The 18,140-nt window shown below is 66.2% G+C and carries 22 protein-coding genes; 7 read left to right on the top strand and 15 right to left on the bottom strand.

Translation table 11 applies throughout. The annotated features are described in order from the left end of the window. Position 1 precedes the first annotated feature (1 nt). The 7 genes from EGH21_RS16415 to EGH21_RS16385 form a co-directional block, all read right to left on the bottom strand. Complete coding sequence (locus EGH21_RS16415) at positions 2 to 787, bottom strand: ABC transporter ATP-binding protein (protein ID WP_220619568.1); 786 nt, start codon at positions 785 to 787, stop codon at positions 2 to 4. Next, positions 780 to 1,838 (bottom strand): branched-chain amino acid ABC transporter permease, encoded by a 1,059-nt coding sequence (locus EGH21_RS16410; RefSeq protein ID WP_220619567.1) that lies wholly within the window; start codon positions 1,836 to 1,838, stop codon positions 780 to 782. The genes EGH21_RS16415 and EGH21_RS16410 overlap by 8 nt, the downstream gene beginning before the upstream one ends. After that, positions 1,835 to 2,722, bottom strand: coding sequence for a branched-chain amino acid ABC transporter permease (locus EGH21_RS16405; RefSeq protein ID WP_220619566.1), 888 nt, complete (start codon positions 2,720 to 2,722; stop codon positions 1,835 to 1,837). The genes EGH21_RS16410 and EGH21_RS16405 overlap by 4 nt, the downstream gene beginning before the upstream one ends. A gap of 5 nt (positions 2,723 to 2,727) precedes the next feature. Beyond that, positions 2,728 to 4,056, bottom strand: a complete 1,329-nt coding sequence (locus tag EGH21_RS16400; RefSeq protein WP_220619565.1) for an amino acid ABC transporter substrate-binding protein — start codon at positions 4,054 to 4,056, stop codon at positions 2,728 to 2,730. A 220-nt stretch (positions 4,057 to 4,276) separates the two neighbouring features. Continuing rightward, the gene (locus EGH21_RS16395) at positions 4,277 to 5,824 is read right to left on the bottom strand and encodes an SLC13 family permease (protein ID WP_220619564.1); all 1,548 of its coding nucleotides are present in this window, start codon (positions 5,822 to 5,824) and stop codon (positions 4,277 to 4,279) included. A 73-nt stretch (positions 5,825 to 5,897) separates the two neighbouring features. Beyond that, positions 5,898 to 6,149, bottom strand: a complete 252-nt coding sequence (locus tag EGH21_RS16390) for a hypothetical protein (RefSeq protein WP_220619563.1) — start codon at positions 6,147 to 6,149, stop codon at positions 5,898 to 5,900. Positions 6,150 to 6,219: 70 nt separating this feature from the next. Continuing rightward, positions 6,220 to 7,200 (bottom strand): class I SAM-dependent methyltransferase, encoded by a 981-nt coding sequence (locus EGH21_RS16385; protein WP_220619562.1) that lies wholly within the window; start codon positions 7,198 to 7,200, stop codon positions 6,220 to 6,222. 75 nt (positions 7,201 to 7,275) lie between these two features. On the opposite strand from EGH21_RS16385, the gene dph5 reads away from it, so the two are divergent. Next, positions 7,276 to 8,049: a diphthine synthase gene (gene dph5 / locus EGH21_RS16380; RefSeq protein WP_220619561.1), complete on the top strand. Its 774-nt coding sequence runs from the start codon at positions 7,276 to 7,278 to the stop codon at positions 8,047 to 8,049. Here dph5 and artA read toward each other — a convergent pair. From artA to EGH21_RS16360, 4 genes are all read right to left on the bottom strand, one after another. Continuing rightward, positions 8,046 to 9,050, bottom strand: coding sequence for an archaeosortase A (gene artA / locus EGH21_RS16375; RefSeq protein WP_220619560.1), 1,005 nt, complete (start codon positions 9,048 to 9,050; stop codon positions 8,046 to 8,048). The two genes, dph5 and artA, sit on opposite strands and share 4 nt — an antisense overlap. A 120-nt stretch (positions 9,051 to 9,170) precedes the next feature. Then, complete coding sequence (locus tag EGH21_RS16370) at positions 9,171 to 9,431, bottom strand: VOC family protein (protein WP_220619559.1); 261 nt, start codon at positions 9,429 to 9,431, stop codon at positions 9,171 to 9,173. Between the two features lie 55 nt (positions 9,432 to 9,486). After that, positions 9,487 to 9,933, bottom strand: coding sequence for a TIGR04206 family protein (locus EGH21_RS16365; protein ID WP_220619558.1), 447 nt, complete (start codon positions 9,931 to 9,933; stop codon positions 9,487 to 9,489). Positions 9,934 to 9,987: 54 nt separating this feature from the next. Next, a complete protein-coding gene (locus EGH21_RS16360; RefSeq protein WP_220619557.1) occupies positions 9,988 to 11,100 on the bottom strand; it encodes an OBG GTPase family GTP-binding protein in 1,113 nt (370 codons plus the stop codon). Positions 11,101 to 11,349: 249 nt separating this feature from the next. Here EGH21_RS16360 and EGH21_RS16355 point away from each other — a divergent pair, with 249 nt between their 5' ends. The 6 genes from EGH21_RS16355 to EGH21_RS16330 all read left to right on the top strand — a co-directional run bounded on the left by EGH21_RS16355 (position 11,350) and on the right by EGH21_RS16330 (position 15,765). Beyond that, positions 11,350 to 11,550: a VNG_1110C family protein gene (locus tag EGH21_RS16355; protein ID WP_220619556.1), complete on the top strand. Its 201-nt coding sequence runs from the start codon at positions 11,350 to 11,352 to the stop codon at positions 11,548 to 11,550. 144 nt (positions 11,551 to 11,694) lie between these two features. Continuing rightward, the gene (locus EGH21_RS16350; protein ID WP_220619555.1) at positions 11,695 to 12,183 is read left to right on the top strand and encodes a 50S ribosomal protein L11; all 489 of its coding nucleotides are present in this window, start codon (positions 11,695 to 11,697) and stop codon (positions 12,181 to 12,183) included. Between the two features lie 208 nt (positions 12,184 to 12,391). Next, positions 12,392 to 13,030 (top strand): 50S ribosomal protein L1, encoded by a 639-nt coding sequence (locus tag EGH21_RS16345; protein WP_220619554.1) that lies wholly within the window; start codon positions 12,392 to 12,394, stop codon positions 13,028 to 13,030. A 1-nt stretch (position 13,031) separates the two neighbouring features. After that, the gene (locus EGH21_RS16340) at positions 13,032 to 14,075 is read left to right on the top strand and encodes a 50S ribosomal protein L10 (RefSeq protein ID WP_220619553.1); all 1,044 of its coding nucleotides are present in this window, start codon (positions 13,032 to 13,034) and stop codon (positions 14,073 to 14,075) included. Positions 14,076 to 14,096: 21 nt separating this feature from the next. Then, positions 14,097 to 14,444, top strand: a complete 348-nt coding sequence (gene rpl12p / locus EGH21_RS16335; RefSeq protein WP_220619552.1) for a 50S ribosomal protein P1 — start codon at positions 14,097 to 14,099, stop codon at positions 14,442 to 14,444. A gap of 94 nt (positions 14,445 to 14,538) precedes the next feature. After that, complete coding sequence (locus EGH21_RS16330) at positions 14,539 to 15,765, top strand: tripartite tricarboxylate transporter permease (RefSeq protein ID WP_220619551.1); 1,227 nt, start codon at positions 14,539 to 14,541, stop codon at positions 15,763 to 15,765. Here EGH21_RS16330 and corA read toward each other — a convergent pair. From corA to EGH21_RS16310, 4 genes are read right to left on the bottom strand one after another with little or no spacing between them, the layout of a single operon-like run. Next, on the bottom strand, positions 15,760 to 16,737 hold the full coding sequence (gene corA / locus EGH21_RS16325) for a magnesium/cobalt transporter CorA (protein ID WP_220619550.1): 978 nt from the start codon (positions 16,735 to 16,737) through the stop codon (positions 15,760 to 15,762). The two genes, EGH21_RS16330 and corA, sit on opposite strands and share 6 nt — an antisense overlap. Continuing rightward, positions 16,734 to 16,904 (bottom strand): hypothetical protein, encoded by a 171-nt coding sequence (locus tag EGH21_RS16320; RefSeq protein ID WP_220619549.1) that lies wholly within the window; start codon positions 16,902 to 16,904, stop codon positions 16,734 to 16,736. Before EGH21_RS16320 ends, corA begins: the two co-directional genes overlap by 4 nt. Before the next feature lie 53 nt (positions 16,905 to 16,957). After that, positions 16,958 to 17,593, bottom strand: a complete 636-nt coding sequence (locus EGH21_RS16315; RefSeq protein WP_220619548.1) for a DUF6517 family protein — start codon at positions 17,591 to 17,593, stop codon at positions 16,958 to 16,960. Between the two features lie 48 nt (positions 17,594 to 17,641). Next, positions 17,642 to 18,139: a hypothetical protein gene (locus EGH21_RS16310; protein ID WP_220619547.1), complete on the bottom strand. Its 498-nt coding sequence runs from the start codon at positions 18,137 to 18,139 to the stop codon at positions 17,642 to 17,644. Position 18,140 lies beyond the last annotated feature (1 nt).

Here is an 18,140-nt window from a genome sequence, read left to right as displayed (position 1 = left end):
CTCACTCCCTCCCGAGGTACGCGTCGAGGACGCGCTGGTCGTTCTGAATCTCTTCCGGGGTCCCCTCGGCGATGCGCTCGCCGTGGGCGAGGACGTAGATGCGGTCGGCTATCTCCATCACGAAGTCCATGTTGTGTTCGATGAGGAAGATGGTCGCCTCCTCGTCCTCGTTGGCGGTGCGGATGTACTGGATGAGGTTCTCCAGCATGGCGGGGTTGATACCCCCCGCCGGTTCGTCCATCAACAGCAGGTCCGGTTCCGCCATCAGTTCCATCGCGAACTCGATGAGTTTCTGCTGACCGAAGCTCAGACGGCCCGCGCGGGTGTCCGCGAGGCCGCCGAGGTCGACGTAGTCCAGCAGTTCCTCGGTCCGGGCCAGCAGCGAGTCGTCGGGCCTGCGAAGCAGGTTCCCGACGCTGGCACCGCCTTCCTGTGCGGCCAGCAGGAGGTTCTTTCGGACGGTCATGTCGCCGAAGATGCGCGTCTCCTGGAACATCCGCCCGAGGCCGGCCCGGGCAATCTTGTACTCGGGCCAGTCGGTGACGTCCTGTCCCTGCAGGTAGACGCGCCCCTCGTCGGCGTTGAGGGTGCCGGTGATGCAGTTGAACAGGGTCGACTTCCCGGCCCCGTTCGGGCCGATGAGGCCGACGATTTCGCCGTTCTGCACCTCGACGTCGACGTCGTCGACGGCCGTGAGGCCGCCGAAGCGCTTGGTGACGCCGTCGGTCCGCAGGACTGCCCGCTCGCCCTGCGGGTCGGTCTCGGCCGCGTCGGTCGCTTTACTCATCGGCACTCACCTCCTCGCCGCTGTCGGTGGCGGCCATGCCACCGCGCTTGTAGTACTCCATCTCGCTGGCGTACTCTCGGAGCGTGCCGACGGCCCCCTCCGGGAAGCCGATGACCGTCACGATGACGACGATGCCGAGCAACACGAGCTGCCAGCCGACGAAGGCCGTCTCCACGACTTCGATGACGGTGTGGAGGCCGAACGCGCCGATGACCGGGCCGGCGACGGTGCCGGACCCGCCCAGCAGCGCCATCGCGATGAGTTCGACGTTCCACGCGCCGTTGTAGGCGGTCTGTGGGTCGATGAACGTGTTGAACAGGCTGTACGCGCCGCCGGCAACCCCGGTAAAGAGGCTGGCCAGCATCCACGCGGCCGTCTTGTAGTAGGTCGTGTTGAACCCCATGGCGGTGGCCTTCTCCTCGTCGTCGCGGATGGCGTTCAGGATGAAGCCAAAGCGCGTGTTCGAGAGGTAGTAGACCACGCCCATCTCCACGACGAGCACGCCGAGGAAGAGGTAGTAGAAGACGGTTCCCGAGGGCACCTCCAGCAGAATCTTCCCGCTGGCACCGCCGGTGATGTCCAGGTTCCGGGATATCTGCTGGGCCGCGAGCAGGACGCCCAGCGTCGCGATAGCGAAGTAGTGGCCACGCAGGCGCAACACGACGGCGCCGATGACCGCCGCGAAGGCGACGGCGACGAGGCCGGCGACGACCATCGCGACCGGGAACGAGATTGCGAAGTCCTTGATGAGGATGGCGGTGGTGTACGCGCCGATGCCGAAGAAGGCCATGTTCCCGAAACTCGGATAGCCGGTCTGACCGCCGACGATGTCCCACGACAGCGCGAGGATGGCGAACAGGAACATCTCCGAGATGACCGTCATGTAGTACCCCTGCTGGAGACCCAACAGCGGCGGGAGCGCACCGACCACCGCGCTGGCCGCCAGCAGCTTCCAGCCGTGGGCACCACAGACGCCGAACAGGCGGTCGACCTGGTCCGGCGGGACCAGAGAGCGGAGCAACCCGCTGTTGCTCTCCGATTCCGCACTCATTGTTCCGCCCCCTCACCGAACAGGCCCTGCGGTTTGACGACGAGGAGCACGATGAGCAGCGTGAAACTCACTGCCAGCGTCCACCGCGAGGAGATGAAGCCCGCGGTCAGCTCCTCGACGGAGCCGAGTAGCAGTCCGCCGACCAGCGCGCCGGGAATCGAACCGACGCCGCCGAACACGACGATGACGAAGCTCTTGAGCGTGTAGATGAGCCCCATCTGTGGCTGGATGTTGAGGATGGTCGCGATGAACGCGCCCACGCCGCCGGCGATGGCCGAGGAGACGCCGAAGGTCACCGCGCGGGTGTGTTCGACGTCGATGCCGACCAGCGCCGCGGCCTCCGGGTTCTGCGAGACGGCGCGAATCGCCCGCCCCGTCCGCGTCTTCTGGAGGAACAGGTACAGCGCCGCGGTCAGCACGATGGCGCCGACGAACGCGACCAGTTTCATCTTCGGGACGACGAGTCCCGCCACGGTGAACGACGGGTCGGCGAAACTGACCTGAATCGACCGGGGGTTCGCCGACCACGCTTGCAGCGCCAGTTGCTGGATGGCGATGCTGATGCCGAACGTGACCAGCAGCGTCAGGAAGATGTCCGTCCCGATGACCCGCGAGACCAGCGTCCGCTGGAGCGCGTACCCGACGCCGAACAGCACCAGGATGGCCACCGGAATCGTGACGAGGAACAGCAACGGCGACCCCTCGGCGTTGCCGGTGACGAGGGTCAACACCCAGTAGGAGGTGTAGCCGCCGAGCATCACCATCTCCCCGTGCGCGAGATTGATGATGTCGACGACGCCCCAGATGAGCGCGAAGCCCACGGCTACCGCCGCGAACAGCGCCCCGATGAGCAGGCCGTTGACGACGAACTGCGTGAACGCCATCTGTGTTATCGTTCACTCCAGTCCGGCATCGGGTAGAGGGGGTCAGACTGGGCGACGTTCTCGGGGTACGTGATCTGGAGTCCGGGGTCCGGCTGCCACTGGTAGACCAGCATGTTCTTGTCGATGACCCCGCTGTCGTCGAAGGCCACGTTGCCGTACACCGAGGAGAAGTCCGAGTTCCGGATCTGGTTCCGGACCGGCGTCGGCCCCAGTTCGTCGACCTGCTGGAAGGCGTTCATGAACGTCAGGATGACACCCTCGGCGGCCGCACTGTGGTAGTCCGGCGTGTAGTCGTAGTTCTCCTCGATGGCCGAGACGAAGTTCTGCGTGTTGCCGAACACGGGGTCGTCGAAGTTGGCGTTGACCGCCCACGAGGAGGGGCCGTACATGTAGTCGCCGTTCGGCCCGACCTCGTTCTTAAACGACTCGTTGAGGCTGCCGACGGTCCCCATCGCCGCGTCGACGTTGACGTTCTGGCTCTCCATCTGGTTGGCCAGGATGATGTTGTGCTTCTGGTGGGCACACAGCAACAGGATGTCTGCACCCTGTTCGCGGACCTTCCCGAGGTTCGTCGAGAGGTCCGACGTGTCCGAGGGGAACGTCTCGTCGACGACGAGTTCGAGGTCCGTGTTCGATATCTTGTTGCGAGCTCCCTCGGCCGTCGACTGGCTGAAGGTGCCGTCCTCCGCGAGGATGGCGATGGACTCCGGCGCCGAGTCCTGCGCGAGGCACATGTCGATGTAGCTCTTCGCGTACTTGTTGGCCGTGGGCAGGAGCCCGAATATCCACTCGTTGCCCTGACTGAAGATTTCCGGGCTGGCACCGCCGCCCTCGACCATCGGCTTCCCGTTCTGCGCCGCGACGGCGCTGGCCGGTAGGGTCACCGTACTGGAGTACGGCCCCAGCAGGTAGTCGATGTTCTCCCGGTCGATGAGCTCCTGATAGATGGACTTCGACGCCGAGGCGTCCGTCCCGTCGTCCCGCAACACCATCTCGAGTTCGTACGTGTTGCCGTCGCCGGCTTCCACGCCACCGGACTCGTTGATGCGCTGGATGGTGAGTTCGTAGGCGTCCTTGTACAGTTGGCCGAGGTCGGCGTTGTCACCGGAGAGACTCATCGACCCCCCGAGTCGGAGGACGTTCGACTCGCCGCTCCCGCCGTCACCGGTGGAGCCGCCGTCGCTGCCGTCACTGCCGCCGTCGCTGCCGCCATCGCCGCCGTCACTACCGCCGTCGCCGCCGTCACCGGAACAGCCGGCGAGACCGGTCAATCCTAACACGCCTGCGCTCCCTGCAACCTTGATGAACTGCCGTCGGTCGTGTTCTCTCGTCATGGGTTTGTTAGTGGCGTGTATCAATGATACACGCTCTGTACGGGCCAATGTGACACGGCCTATTAAACATTAAGGATTGTTCGTCCGCAGGGTTTCGATAAGAAGGAGTCACTCGGAACGGCGGCTTTCCAGCCGTCTGGAGTGGGGTCTGCGTAACTACACACGACCTGTTCGACGGCCGGTCGCAGACACGGAGGGGGCGCACCAACCTGTCGAGTACTCACCAGAGGACGTTCGGCCAGAGCACCGAGAAGAAGACGACGAGCAACATGGTGAGCACGATGGTCATCAGCACGTTCAGGACGACGCCGGCACGTATCATGTCGCGCTGTTCGAGATGGCCGCTCCCGAAGACGATGGCGTTGGGCGGCGTCGCGACCGGGAGCGCGAACGCGAAACTGGCCGCGATAGCGCCCGTCACCGTGAGGAACACCGCCGCCGGGACCGGGTCGACGCCGAGCGTCCCGGCGAGGACGCTCCCCAGTCCGATGAGAATCGGCGCGAGGATAGTCGTCGTCGCCGTGTTCGAGGAGAGTTCGGTGACGAGGACCGTGAAGACGACCACGGCGAGGACGACCAGCACCAGCGGTGCGCCGACGACGGCGTCGAAGACGCTCCGTGCCAGCCAGTTCGTCGCCTCGGTCTCGGCCAGCGCGTCGGCCAGCGAGATGCCGCCGCCGAACAGCACGATGGTCCCCCAGTCGATGTCGACGAGGTTCTCCCAGTCGTCGGCGTCCGAGAGCACCAGCGCGGGGATGGCCAGCAGTCCGACGACGACGAAGTAGAGGATGCCACGGTGGCCAGTGAGGCCGAAGACGCTCTCGCCCTCACCACCGAACAGCGTCACGAACCACGGGTCCGGCAGGACGCCCTCGAACAGGAAGCCGAGGCCGCCGAGTATCCACAGTCCAGCCGTGACGGCGAAGATGACGGCGGCGCGCCGACCACGAGGGGACAGGTCGCCCTCCTCCTCGAGGTACGTCGCGGCCTGCTCCTGTGCGCCCTGCACGCTGTCTATCTCCGGGGGGTACAGCCAGAACGTCAGGACGTACCACGTCAGCGGCAGGGTGACGGCGACTATCGGGAGGCCGACGGCCAGCCACTGGGCGAAGGATATCTCGACGCCGACAAGCCTGTCGAGGAAGGCGACGGCCACGACGTTGGGCGGCGTCCCGATGAGCGTCCCGACCCCGCCGACGCTCGCGGCGTAGGCCGTCCCCAGCAGCGTCGCCACGCGCATGTTCGACACTTCGCCCTCGGGAGACTCACGGCCGACCACTTGCGCGAGGACGCCGAGTGCGACGGGCGTCATCATCGCCGTCGTCGCGGTGTTGGACACCCACATCGACATGAACGCCGTCGCCAGCATGATGGCCAGTATGAGCAGGCGCGGCGACCGCCCCATCCGGTTGATGAGGGTGAGCGCCAGTCGGCGGTCGATGTTGTGGGTCTGGAGCGCCTTCGCCAGCATGAACCCCGCGATGAAGAGGAAGATGAGCGGGTCGGCGAACCCCGACAGCGCCCGTTCCATCGAGTCGTAGATGCCGAAGGTGGTCAACGCGACGGGGATGAGCAACGCCGTCACGGGCAGAGGCAGCGCCTTCGTGACCCAGAGGATGGCCGCGAGTGCCATCGTCGCCAGCGCGTACTGTGCGGCCGGGTCGAGTCCCGTCGGCGTCGGCGCCGTGGCGACCAGTGCCGTGACGACGCCAGCGGTGACCAGCGCCACGACGAGACGCCGGGGCCTCGCGTGTCCGTTCCACGTCACGGCCACCACCACCGCTCACACCGGTCTCGCGTCACTGTCCCGTTCGTCTCCCGCGTGTGTACCCCCGTCATTGTCAGAAGTTCTCCACCAGCACGCACAGTTGCTCGTCGGTAATCTCGGCGCGGTACAGTTCGAACAGGTCCTCGAGTCGCGCCTCCGAGAGGCTTCGCGTGTCGCTCTCCAGCATCGAGACGTGTGCCTGCATGATGTCGTCGACTTCCGTCTCGACCTCTCGCTGTCCGAACCCGGCCGCGACGCGGAGTAGTCGCCACGCCGTGGGCGAGATGTCACGTACGTCGATGTCGTCGGCCGCGCTCACACCCATCTGTCGCTAGTTCGCATCACCTGCCGGACCCACATAACTGTTCGTCACCCAGACGGGCACGAACCGTCGGTCAGCGCCGAAGTCGGACGTCCAACACGACGTTCTGCTCGCCGGGGGCGTACGAGCGGACGGCCCGCCGCGTCTCGACGGTCACGTCGTACTCGGGGCCGGCCGCCGCCCGAATCGCCCGCTCGCCCGGCCCGTACAGGTCCTCGTCGGGTTGGATGTCGTAGTAGTGGAGCGTACAGTCGTCGCCGGCCAGTCTGACCGCGGTGTCGAGGAACTCGTCGGCGCTGTGGGGCAGGTTCATCACGATACGGTCGGCCCACCCCTCGTAGTCGGCCGCGATGTCGCGGACGTCGCCACAGATGGCCGTCACGCGGTCCGCGACGCCGTTTCGCTCGGCGTTCCGGCGGAGGTACTCGACGGCCGCCTCGTTGATGTCCGTCCCGACGCACGTCGCGCCGCGCTTCGCGAACGGAACCACGAACGGGCCGACGCCAGCGAACATGTCGAAGGCCTGTTCGCCCTCGTGGACCTGTTCGACGACGCGGTGGCGTTCGGTCGCGAGACGGGGCGAGAAGTACACTTCCGCGAGGTCCAGTTCGAAGGCACAGCCGTACTCGCGGTGGACGACTTCGGTCGTGTCGCCGGCCAGTACCTCCCAGTCCCGGACCCGCTGTTCGCCCTTTATCTTCGAGGCGCGGTTCAGGACGCCCTCGACCGGCAGGTCCGAGTCGACGATGGCGGCCGCTATCTCCCGGGCTCTCGCCGGGTCGTCCTCGTCGACGATGACGATGTCCCCGATGCGCTCGTAACTCGGGTCGAACCCGAGGACGTCCGCCGGCATCGTCTGGCCCTCGCGGACCGGCGCGTCGAACTCGACGACCGAGAGGTCCTCGGGCACGGCCGTCGGGTCGGTGACTGGGACGTACAGCGACCCGTCTTCGACCGTGATGTCGTACCCGTCGTCGACGAGGCCGGACTCGGCCAACCGCTGGCGAGTCGCCTCGCCGTCCTCGCGCGCGACGCGAACGCAGGGAACGCCCATACGCTCTCTCCCCGACCAGCGGCGGTAAGCCTGACGCTTCGCGTCCTTTATCCCCGGCGACGACCGACGCAGGGTATGCTCACTTTCGTCGGCCTCGGCCTCTACGACGAGCGCTCGGTCACCGTCGCCGGGCGGGACGCCATACGGGACGCGGACCGCGTCTTCGCGGAGTTCTACACCAGTCGACTGGTCGGTACCGACCTCGAAGCGCTGGAAGAGTACCACGACACGACCATCGAGGTCCGCGACCGGGCCGGCGTCGAACGGGACCCCGGGCCGGTCCTCGACGCTGCCGAAACCGACGACGTGGTGTTCCTGACCGCCGGCGACACGATGGTCTCGACGACCCACACCGACCTCCGCCTGCGCGCCGAGGAACGCGGCATCGAGACGCGCGTCGTCCACGGCACGACGGCACAGACGGCCGCCGGGTCTCTGACCGGCCTCCAGAACTACCGCTTCGGCAAGGCGACGACGCTCCCGTTCGAACAGGCCCACGGTGGGGACGGCGTCCCCGACAGCGTCGTCGCGACTATCGAGGACAACCGGTCCCGGGACCTCCACACGCTGGTCTACCTCGACATCAAGGTCGACGACCCACACTGGGACGACAGCGACGACACCTACATGACCGCGGACCACGCCGCGGGACTGCTGGCCGAAGAATTCCCCGAGACGCTCGGCGTCGTCGTCGCCCGTGCGGGGAGTCCCGACCCGGCGGTCGTCGCGGACACGCTTCCCGAACTCGCCACTCGAACGTTCGGCGACCCACTGCACTTACTGGTGATTCCGGGCGACCTCCACCCGATGGAAGAAGACGCGCTGGACGCTATCGCCGGCCTGCCCTAGTCGTCGCTCGGCGTCGCGGCCGCCTCCGTCCCGTCGCCGTCGATGTCGAACGCGCTCTGGAGGTCGTACTCCGTCCCCGTCACGAGGAACAGCAGGTCCTCGACGAGGATAGTTATCTCGGGTAACTCACGGACCAGCAACCACGTGATACCGACCAGTACCACGACCGACCCCGTCTGGGCGAGGATGCGGTCCGCGACGTAGTACGACACCATCCGCGGGTCCGAGAGGCCGAACAGCGACATGACGACGCCCTCGAACCACTGCATCCGTTGTTGCCCGAAGGAGATAGCGATGAACACGTTCCGGAACAGGTTCAGCACGTAGATGACCGACACCGCCATCGCGAGCGTGCGGAGTTTCCGCCGCCACGGCGCCGACACGGCGAGGATGCCGCCGGCGAAGATGGAGATGCTCCCCATCCCGGTACACGCCAGCAGTATGTTGTACGTAATCGGCCCCTCTTCGTGGTCGAACCAGAACGTGCTCTCGTAGGGGTACTGCTTCGTGGCGATTCTGATGCCGTCGTGAGTGAGGCCGTCGACGACGAGGGGGTCGACGCCGACCAGCGACAACAGGAACGCCGTCTGGTCGGTGACCACCTCGACGAGCCACTGTCTGAGCGGGTCGATGGTGATGAACGGCACGTAGACGATGCCCATGAGCCCCACCGCACGCGTCAGGACGAACAGCGAGTCGCGGCCGTTCCACAGCAGATAGCCCGCGTACAGCGACAGCGGTACCGCGGCGAGTCCGCCCACGCCCTCGATAGCGCTCTTCTGTGTCAGCACGAAGTGCGGCGTGAGGACCAGCCAGAACGCTGCGAACAGCCCCCATCCGGTGACGGCGACCCGGCGCGCCCACTCCGTCTCGAACTGGTGGAGGACCGCACTGCCGAGAAACGCCGCGAGAACCAGCCACATCAGTGGTTCCGACCACACCAACGGGTCGAAACTGAACCCACCGAACGTCACGGTGGACTGCAAGACTGGGAGAGACATTCGTGTCTACGTTGGCTAATCCGGCCTATATGCTTTGTCGTTACACCGGTGTGTGCACGCCGAACGCACTCGCGTCGGCAGTGCTGCCTTCTAGGGAATCAGGCTAACGCGGGACCGGTGTCAGTTCGTCACGACTTCGACTTCGTCCCCGCCGCCATCCTTCGTGGACGCGTACCGGTCGTCACAGCTACCGGGGTCACGGTAGTCCTCGGCAGCGCGCACTATCAGTTCGGCCCACGTCTCGTGGAGGTCGTCGGTCCGGACGGCGACGTGGCCCCGCGCGTCGGCCATCGTGTACGAGCGCCCGTCGTGGTTGGCCGGCAGTTCCAGCGACGCCGCGAGGTTTCCGATACGCATCGTCGTGTGGCCGAGCGTCAGCACACTCGGACCGTGGGACGGGTGCGCGGAAAACGCAACCATACGCGGCGGCGGTGGCTCACTCCGTCGCGGGGGCCGACGGTGGCCGAAGCAACGGCCAGTAGTACCACCACGCGAGGACGAGCAAGACGACGGTCCCAACCGGGAGCGCGACGTAGCCGATACGTCTGTTGAAGCCGAGGGCGAGGCCGACCTGCGTGAGTCCGGCACCGACCAGCGAGAACGCCGTGATGCGGGGGTCTTCTCGCCAGACGACGCCCGAGAGCGCGCTCCCGAGTGCGAGTAGGTACAGCACCACGCCGGTCCCCCACGACTCGATGAACGGCGGCAGGCCGTCGGTGAACCGGAAGAAGAAGTCGTATATCGAGACCAGCTGTGGCGGGTTCGTGTTGAACAAGCCCACCGTGAACACCATCGTCAGTTCACCGCCGACGACGAGTATCGTCCACGGGACGGGGCCGGCGACGAAGACGGCGGCGAGGCGGCGACGGGGGGCAGCGGCCATACCGGAGGGCAGGGCCTAATCGACTTACCTCTTCGCACACGCACGCGTGAACGGTCACTTCCGGGCGACGATCCGGAGGACGTCCTCGTCGGCCAATTCGTGGTCCCGACCGACCTGTTGTTCGTCGTGTTTGGCGCTCGGACCGGTGACGCGGGCGAACCGGAACCGTTCGTCGAAGCTCCCGCCGAGTTTTCGGCAGGCGTCGTCGACGGTGTCGCCCTCGCGGAGGATGAGTGGCTCCTCGTAGTCGACGCCGCGGCCCGGCTTGTCCATGTAGATACGGATGAGTCCCAGTTCGTCCCAGATGCGCTCGGTCAGGCCGTCGAGTCCCTTCTCCTCCTCGGCGCTGATGAAGATGGCCTCCTCGGGGTCTATGTCGCGCTCTTCCAGTTCCGACTCGACCGTCGGCAAGTAGTCCGGTTCGATGAGGTCGGCCTTGTTGACGGCGACGATGGAGGGGACGTACTCGCGGTTGTCCATCACGCCGTCGATGAGTCTGTCGAGGTCGACCTGTTCGCCGATGGTGACGTCGGCGTTGACGTAGCCGTGTTCGCGGAGGACGCTCTTGACAGTCTCCTCGTCCAGGTCGAGGTCGACAGAGCTGTTGACCGTCAGTCCGTCTTTGGCCTTCTTGCGGATGTTCACCCGCGGGGGCTCGGTGTCGAGGCGAATCTTGTTCTTGTACAGTTCCTCGCGCAGGCGGTCGTACTGGTCTATCTCGAAGACGGAGACCATGAAGACGATGAGGTCCGCCGTCCGGACGACAGAGAGGACCTCTTTGCCGCCACCGCGACCACCGGCCGCGCCCTCGATGAGGCCGGGGACGTCGAGAATCTGGATGTTCGCTCCCTTGTGTTTGAGCATACCGGGGTAGACGTCCAGCGTCGTGAACTCGTAGGACCCAGTCTCGGACTCGGCGTTCGTCAGGGCGTTCAGAAGCGTGGATTTCCCGACGCTCGGGAAGCCGACGAGTGCGACGGTGGCGTCGCCGTGCTTCTCGACGCCGTAGCCGCCACCGCCGCCGGAGCCAGACTGTTGCTGTTCGAGTTTCTCCTTCTTCTCGGCGAGTTTCGACTTCAGCCGGCCGATGTGGGCCTCTGTCGACTTGTTGTAGGGCGTGTCCGCTATCTCGTCTTCGAGTTCCTGTATCTCCTCTTCGAGCCCCATCAAGTGTACGTCGGCCCCTCGTCCCGAATAAGGTTTTCTTCCCTCTCCGACGAGGCCCGTGCTAGGGGCCGGGGTGGCGGGCAGACGTCGACTCTGTCTCTCGGGTCGGAGACTGTCCTCGACGCCACAGTATCACTGACGAGAAAGGGTCTGCCATCGCCGTGGTCGCGGATTCGGCGGAAGTGTGTCCGGAGCGACGACTCTACGATTCCGACACACCTATACGATGCCCGCCGTCAAATTTCGATAATGGCAGGTGCTGATCGGTTCCGCGACAGCACGCAGATTCTCTTACCCGCGGGTGCGCTCGACGGCATCCGTGACGAACTCGAGAGCCGGTTCACGGTCACGGTCCGAAAGGAGGGGCCGAAGGTCCGTATCATCGGCTCACCCGTCGAAATCAAGGACGCTGGCGACTTCCTCGCGATGAACGGCGTGACCTTCGCCTGATGCGGTCGCCGGTCGAAGCGACGACGGTTCTGCTGTAGGTCGTCCCCGTGAGCGCTGGTCGTCGGCGCAGGGAACCGTGTGTGGGCCTCACGCGGCGCTGGGTGAAACGCAATCCTTTAAACTGCCGGGACGGATTGACCGTACATGGCTGGAACTATCGAAGTGCTCGTCCCTGGCGGGCAGGCCAACCCTGGCCCGCCCCTCGGTCCCGAACTGGGTCCGACACCCGTGGACGTGCAGGCAGTCGTGCAGGAGATAAACGACCAGACAGAGGCGTTCGACGGCACCGAAGTCCCCGTCACCATCGAGTACGAGGACGACGGCTCGTTCAGCATCGACGTCGGTGTCCCGCCGACGGCCGAACTCGTCAAGGACGAGGCCGGCTTCGACACCGGGAGCGGCGAGCCACACGAGGAGTTCGTCGCCAACCTCACCGTCGACCAGGTCATGCAGATAGCCGAGCAGAAGCAGTCCGACCTCCTCGCGTACGACCTGAAGAACGCCGCGAAGGAAGTCGTCGGCACCTGCACCTCGCTGGGCGTCACCATCGAGGGCAACGACCCCCGCGAGTTCAAGAAGCGCATCGACGAGGGCGAGTACGACGACGAGTTCGCCGACGCCGCCGCGGCGTAACTGGTCACGAGCGCCCGCGAATCGGTTCTGCGGTCTTCTCTCCGACACCGAGGGCGAACAGCAACTGGTGTGGTCGACCTCGCCCGCTGCCGCCGCTAGTGTCGGTTCGACGGCTTTAAGTGTCGCATTGGCCTCTCCCCGTACGAGACAGGCATCCGCCTGTTTCACTGACCCGTAGAAGCCGTTTGGCGTACTACGGAGGTGAACAATGGCAGACCAGGAAATAGAGAACGCAGTCTCTCGCGCACTCGAGGACGCACCTGAGCGGAACTTCCGCGAGACGGTCGACCTCGCAGTCAACCTGCGCGATTTGGACCTTAACGACCCGTCGAACCGCGTCGACGAGTCCGTCGTTCTGCCTGCCGGCACCGGTCAGGAGACCAACATTGTGGTCTTCGCCGAGGGTGAGACAGCCCTCCGTGCCGAGGAGGCAGCAGACGACGTACTCGACGAGGACGAACTCGAGGAGCTTGGAGGCGACGACGACGCCGCCAAGGACCTCGCCGATGCAACTGACTTCTTCATCGCAGAGAAGGACATGATGCAGGACATCGGTCGATATCTCGGGACCGTCCTCGGCCCACGCGGGAAGATGCCGGAACCGCTCGACCCCGACGACGACGTCGTCGAGGTCATCAACCGCATGAAGAACACCGTGCAGCTGCGCAGTGGGGAGCGTCGGACGTTCCACACGCGCGTCGGTGCCGAGGACATGTCCGCCGAGGACATCGCCGACAACATCGACGTCATCATCCGCCGACTGCACGCCGACCTCGAGAAGGGGCCGCTCAACATCGACACCGTCTTCGTGAAGACGACGATGGGCCCCGCGGTGGAGGTGGCCTGATATGAGCGCCGAGCGCAAGACTGAGACCATCCCGCAGTGGAAGCAGGACGAAGTCGACTCCATCGTCGAGATGGTCGAGTCCTACGAGAGCGTCGGCGTCGTCAACATCGCCGGGATTCCGTCCCGACAGCTACAGGACATGCGCCGTGACCTCCACGGCACCGCAGAGCTCCGGGTCTCCCGGAACACGCTGCTCCGCCGCGCCCTCGAGGAGGTCGACGACGGCCTCGAAGACCTGACGCAGTTCGTCAGCGGGCAGGTCGGCCTCATCGGCACGAACAGCAACCCGTTCTCGCTGTTCCAGGAACTCGAAGCGTCGAAGACGCCCGCGCCCATCGGCGCCGGCGAAGTCGCGCCGAACGACATCGTCATCCCCGAGGGCGACACGGGTGTCGACCCGGGGCCGTTCGTCGGCGAACTGCAGGCTATCGGTGCGGACGCCCGCATCCAGGAGGGGTCGATTCAGGTCCTCTCCGACTCGACGGTGCTCGACGCCGGCGAGGAAGTCTCGCAGGACCTCGCGAACGTCCTCAACGAACTGGGCATCGAACCCAAAGAGGTCGGGCTCGACCTGCGCGGCGTCTTCGCGGACGGCGTCCTCTTCGAACCCGAGGAACTCGAACTCGACGTCGAGGAGTACGAGCAGAACATCCGTGCGGCCGCCGGGCAGGCGTTCAACCTCTCGGTCAACGCCGGCTACCCGACCGAGCAGACCGTGCCGACCATGCTCCAGTCCGCTCGTGGCGACGCCAAGAGCCTCGCGCTCCACGCCGCCATCGAGGATCCCGAGGTCGTCCCCGACCTCGTGAGCAAGGCCGACGCACAGGTCCGTGCGCTCGCCTCCCAAATCGACGACGAAGAGGCACTGCCGGAGGAGCTCCAGGACGTGGATGCCGCCCCGGCCACCGAGGAATCGACCGACGACCAGACCGAGGACACCGCATCCGAGGACGACGCCGACGACGCCGAGGCCGAGGCAGACGAGGCCGAGGACGACGATGACGACGACGAAGACGCCGGCGACGCGCTCGGAGCGATGTTCTAACACTACCACCACTACAGAACAATGGAATACGTTTACGCTGCACTCATCCTGAACGAATCGGGCGAAGAGATCAACGAAGACAACCTCACCGACGTACTCGAAGCCGCAGGCGTCGACGTCGAGGAGTCCCGCGTCAAGGCCCTCGTCGCCGCCCTCGAGGACGTCGACATCGAGGAGGCCGTCGAGCAGGCATCCGCCGCGCCCGTCCCCGCCAGTGGCGGCGCCGCCGCACCCGCCGAGGGTGACGAGAGCGCCGACGAGGGTGACGAGGACGAGGCCGAGGAAGAGGCCGCAGACGACGGCGACGACGGCGACGACGACGAGGACGACGAGGCCAGCGGCGAGGGTCTCGGCGAACTCTTCGGCTAACTCGGCCGTACTCGAACCGCATTTCTTTCGCGCACGACCGACCAGCGGTCGCGCCGTCCGGACGTTGAAGTACGAAGCCGGGACCAGCGAGCGTATGCTCCCGGTCAGACTGACGGCAGAGCCGCTGGCAGTCGCGGGGGTGTTGGTTGCGATAGCGGGTGGCGTCTGTCTCGGGACGGTGAGCGGTCTCGTCCCGGGCCTGCACGCCAACACGCTGGCGCTGTTGCTCGCGGCGACGGCCGGACAGATTCCCGGCCCGCGAGTGTACGTCGGTGCGGCGATGTTGGCGGCCGGCGTGACACACACCTTCCTCGACGTGGTGCCGGCGCTGGCACTCGGCGTCCCCGACCCGGCGATGGCCGCCGGCGCGCTCCCCGGACACCGACTCGTCGTCGAGGGGCGGGGCCGGGAGGCACTCCGTCTGTCGGCGCTCGGGAGCGGCGGTGCGGTCCTGCTCGCGGCACCGCTGGCGCTCCCGGTCACCGCCGTCATGAAGCGGGTGTACCCCGTCGTGTCGACCAACCTCCCGGTCGTGCTCGCTGCTATCGTGGCTCTACTGGTGCTGACGGAGCGAGGGGGCAGGCGGCGAGTCGGTGCGCTCGCGTCGCTCGGCGCGAGCGGCGGTCTCGGACTGGCGTTCCTCGATGCATCCGTCGAGGGAGTCCTGCCGGTCGCGGACGTCCTCGTCCCGTTGTTCGCGGGCCTGTTCGGCGCGCCGGTGTTGCTCGCCGCTATCGGTGGCGAGGGCGTCCCGCCACAGGCGGATCCGGCGGTGACGACGCCGAGCGGAACGGTCGCGACGCTGGCCACCGTCGGGACGCTGTGTGGGGCCGTCGTCGGCTACCTCCCGGGCGTATCGAGCGCCATCGCGGCGACGCTCGCGCTGGGCCTCACCTCCACGCGGGGGCCGCGCGCCTTCGTCGTCACGACCAGCGGCGTGAACACGGCGACGGCGGTGTTCGCGCTGTTCGCCCTCGTCACGTTCGGCGACGCACGGACCGGCGTCCTCGTCGCGCTGGACCGGGCGAGCGTGCCGCTCGTGCTCCCGACGCTCCTGACCGCCGTCGCCGTCGCGGCCGTCGCCGGCGCCGTACTCGTCCCGTGGCTCGGCGACCGGTATCTGCGGACCGTCGGTCGACTGGACCCGGCGTGGCTCTCCGTGTCCGTCCTGACCGCCCTCCTCGTCCTCTCTGGCGTGTTCGCGGGGCCGGTCGGCGTCGCCGCGTTCGGGGCCGCGACGCTCGTCGGCCACCTGCCGCCACGCTTCGACTGCCGGCGTGCGACGCTGATGGGGGTCCTCCTCGTCCCCCTCGTCTTATAGGTATCCCCGACGGCGGAAGTGGACGAGCATCACCGCGACCATCAGCACCATCCCGAGCATCGTCGCCGGATAGGCGAACGTCCAGCCCAGTTCGGGCATGTTGTAGGCGCTCTCGCCGAAGTTCATCCCGTAGACGCCGACGACGAACGTCAGCGGGATGAAGATGGTCGCGACGACGGTGAGCACCTTCATCACCTCGTTGGTCGACTGCGAGAGCGTGTTGAGGTAGATGTCACGCGCGCCGGAGACGAGGTCACGGTACGTCTCGGTCAGGTCGACTATCTGGACGAGGTGGTCGTGGACGTCGCGGAAGTACTTCTCCGTCTGTGGCTGTATCTGCTGTGGGTCGCCGCGCGCGAGGACGCCGACGGCCTCGCGGGCGGGCCACACCTGCTTGCGAAAGGACAGCAGGTCCCGGCGGACGTCGTTTATCTTCTCCAGCGTCTCGATGTCCGTCGAGACGGTGACCTCCTCCTCTATCTCTTCGATGTCCGTCTCGACGTCGTCGAGCAGGTCGAAGTAGGCGTCGACGACCACGTCGACGACGCGGTAGGCCGTGAAGTCGGGGCCACGGTGGAGGAGGCGTTCGTCCCCGCGTTCGACGGCGTCCATCACCCGCTGCACCGGGGTGGCCGTCCCGGTCGACAGGGTGACGACCCAGTCACGGCCGATGAAGATAGCTATCGGGGCGGTTCGGACCTCCTTCTCGAAGGTCGTCTCGCCGGGCGAGAGCGCGGCGCTCTTGACGAGGACGAACGTGTGGTCGGTGTACTCCTCCGTCTTCGCCCTGACGTCGCCCCGGACGTCGTCGATAGCCAGCGGATGGAGGTCGAACGCCGTGGCGACGGCGTCTATCTCGTCGGCCGAGGCGTCGGCGACGTGGACCCACGTCGTCCCCACGGCACGGCGGGCGCTGTCGAGGTCGTCGTAGGGGACCGCTGTCCCGTCGGCGTACACGAGCGCGGATATCACGAGTCGCCCTCCGGTCGGTTCGACCGCCCGACCGCGAGCACGGTCAGGCCGAGCATGAGCGCGGTCATGGAGAACGAACGGCCCGGATAGGGCGTCGTCACACCCAGCGCGTAGCCGAGGATTCCGGCGACAGTGAGGGCGGCACCAACCAGCGAGACCGACTGCATGGCCCACCAATCACGGTGCCGATAAAAAAGCGTACCCCCGAGAACGCCGAGACTCAGTCACCGCTGTGGGTGATGCCACCGAACATCGTGTCGACTCTCGCACGCTCGTTTATCTGGTCGGGGTGGACGGCGAGAACGACGAGCACGTCGCCCTCGTGTTCGAAACTCGCGACGTGCATCGTCACGTCTATCTCCTGTCCCTGAACGGTCACGGTGCCGGAGAACATCCCGACGTCGCGGGGTTCACCCAGAATCTCCGCGGTCCGGTTACCCTCCGACTGGACGTCGTTCACGCTCCCGGTTCGACTCGCGAGTTGCTCGACGACGCGGCGGTTCGACCACTGTGCGGCCGGATTCAGCGTCTGTCCGGCGACGTTCGCTCCGGGCGTCGAGACGACGACGAACTGGGCCAGCGGGATGGAACCGAGCGGTCCGAGGTCGACGCCGCGCTGGTACTGCTGAACGTGGTTCACGACCCGAATCGTCCGGTCCTGCCCGGCGAAGGTGACCTGACGGGTGATGTTCTGTTCGGTCGAGTTCGTCAGTTCGTACCCCGACGACGCTCGCGCCGAGTCCTCGACGGTGGCCGGTTCGGATTCGAAGGCGACCGTCTCGCCGGTGATGAGACCCGTACAACCGGCGGAGACGACGAGGAGGGCGACGAGTGCGGAGAGCAGGGGCTTTCGCATAGGTGTTGACTACGAGACGGTGCGGCGTAAAAAAGCTGTTCGCCGACGTCACCCGAACAGGCTGACGAGGGTGTTGATGACGACCCACTTCACGGCGTTCACGGTCCCGAGGCCGTCGATGGTGATGTCCCCGCCGGTGATAGCGTTCTGGAACGCCTTCGAGGGGTCGTTCGACTCGACGATACCGGTCAGCGTCGCCCGGTCGGTGGTCATCTTCATCGTCGCGTCGTCACGGGTGCCCTGTTTCAGTTCCTGAATCTGCAGGTCACCGTCCATCCGGAACGAGGCCGTGGCTTCCGTTCCGTTCGCGTCCGTCACCACGAGGTTCACGCGTTCGTTCTTCAACTGATCGCCGGCGACCCCGAGGTCGCTGGCGTCGATGTTCTCGTTGTAGACGCCGACCATGCCCTCTAGCTCGGCGTACATCTCGTCGGCCCACTCCGGCTGGTCGCTCTGGGCGGCCACCGGACCTGCGGTCGACCCGAAGACCAGTGCGAAGACCACCACGAGTGTGAGTATCCGAGAACTGTACGGTACGGTAATCATA

It is taken from the genome of Haloarcula rubra (genome assembly GCF_019599465.1).
In the GTDB taxonomy this organism is placed as follows: Archaea; Halobacteriota; Halobacteria; order Halobacteriales; family Haloarculaceae; genus Haloarcula; species Haloarcula rubra.
Note: the sequence above shows the minus strand (reverse complement) of the source record. Positions and strands in the feature narration are given on the sequence as shown.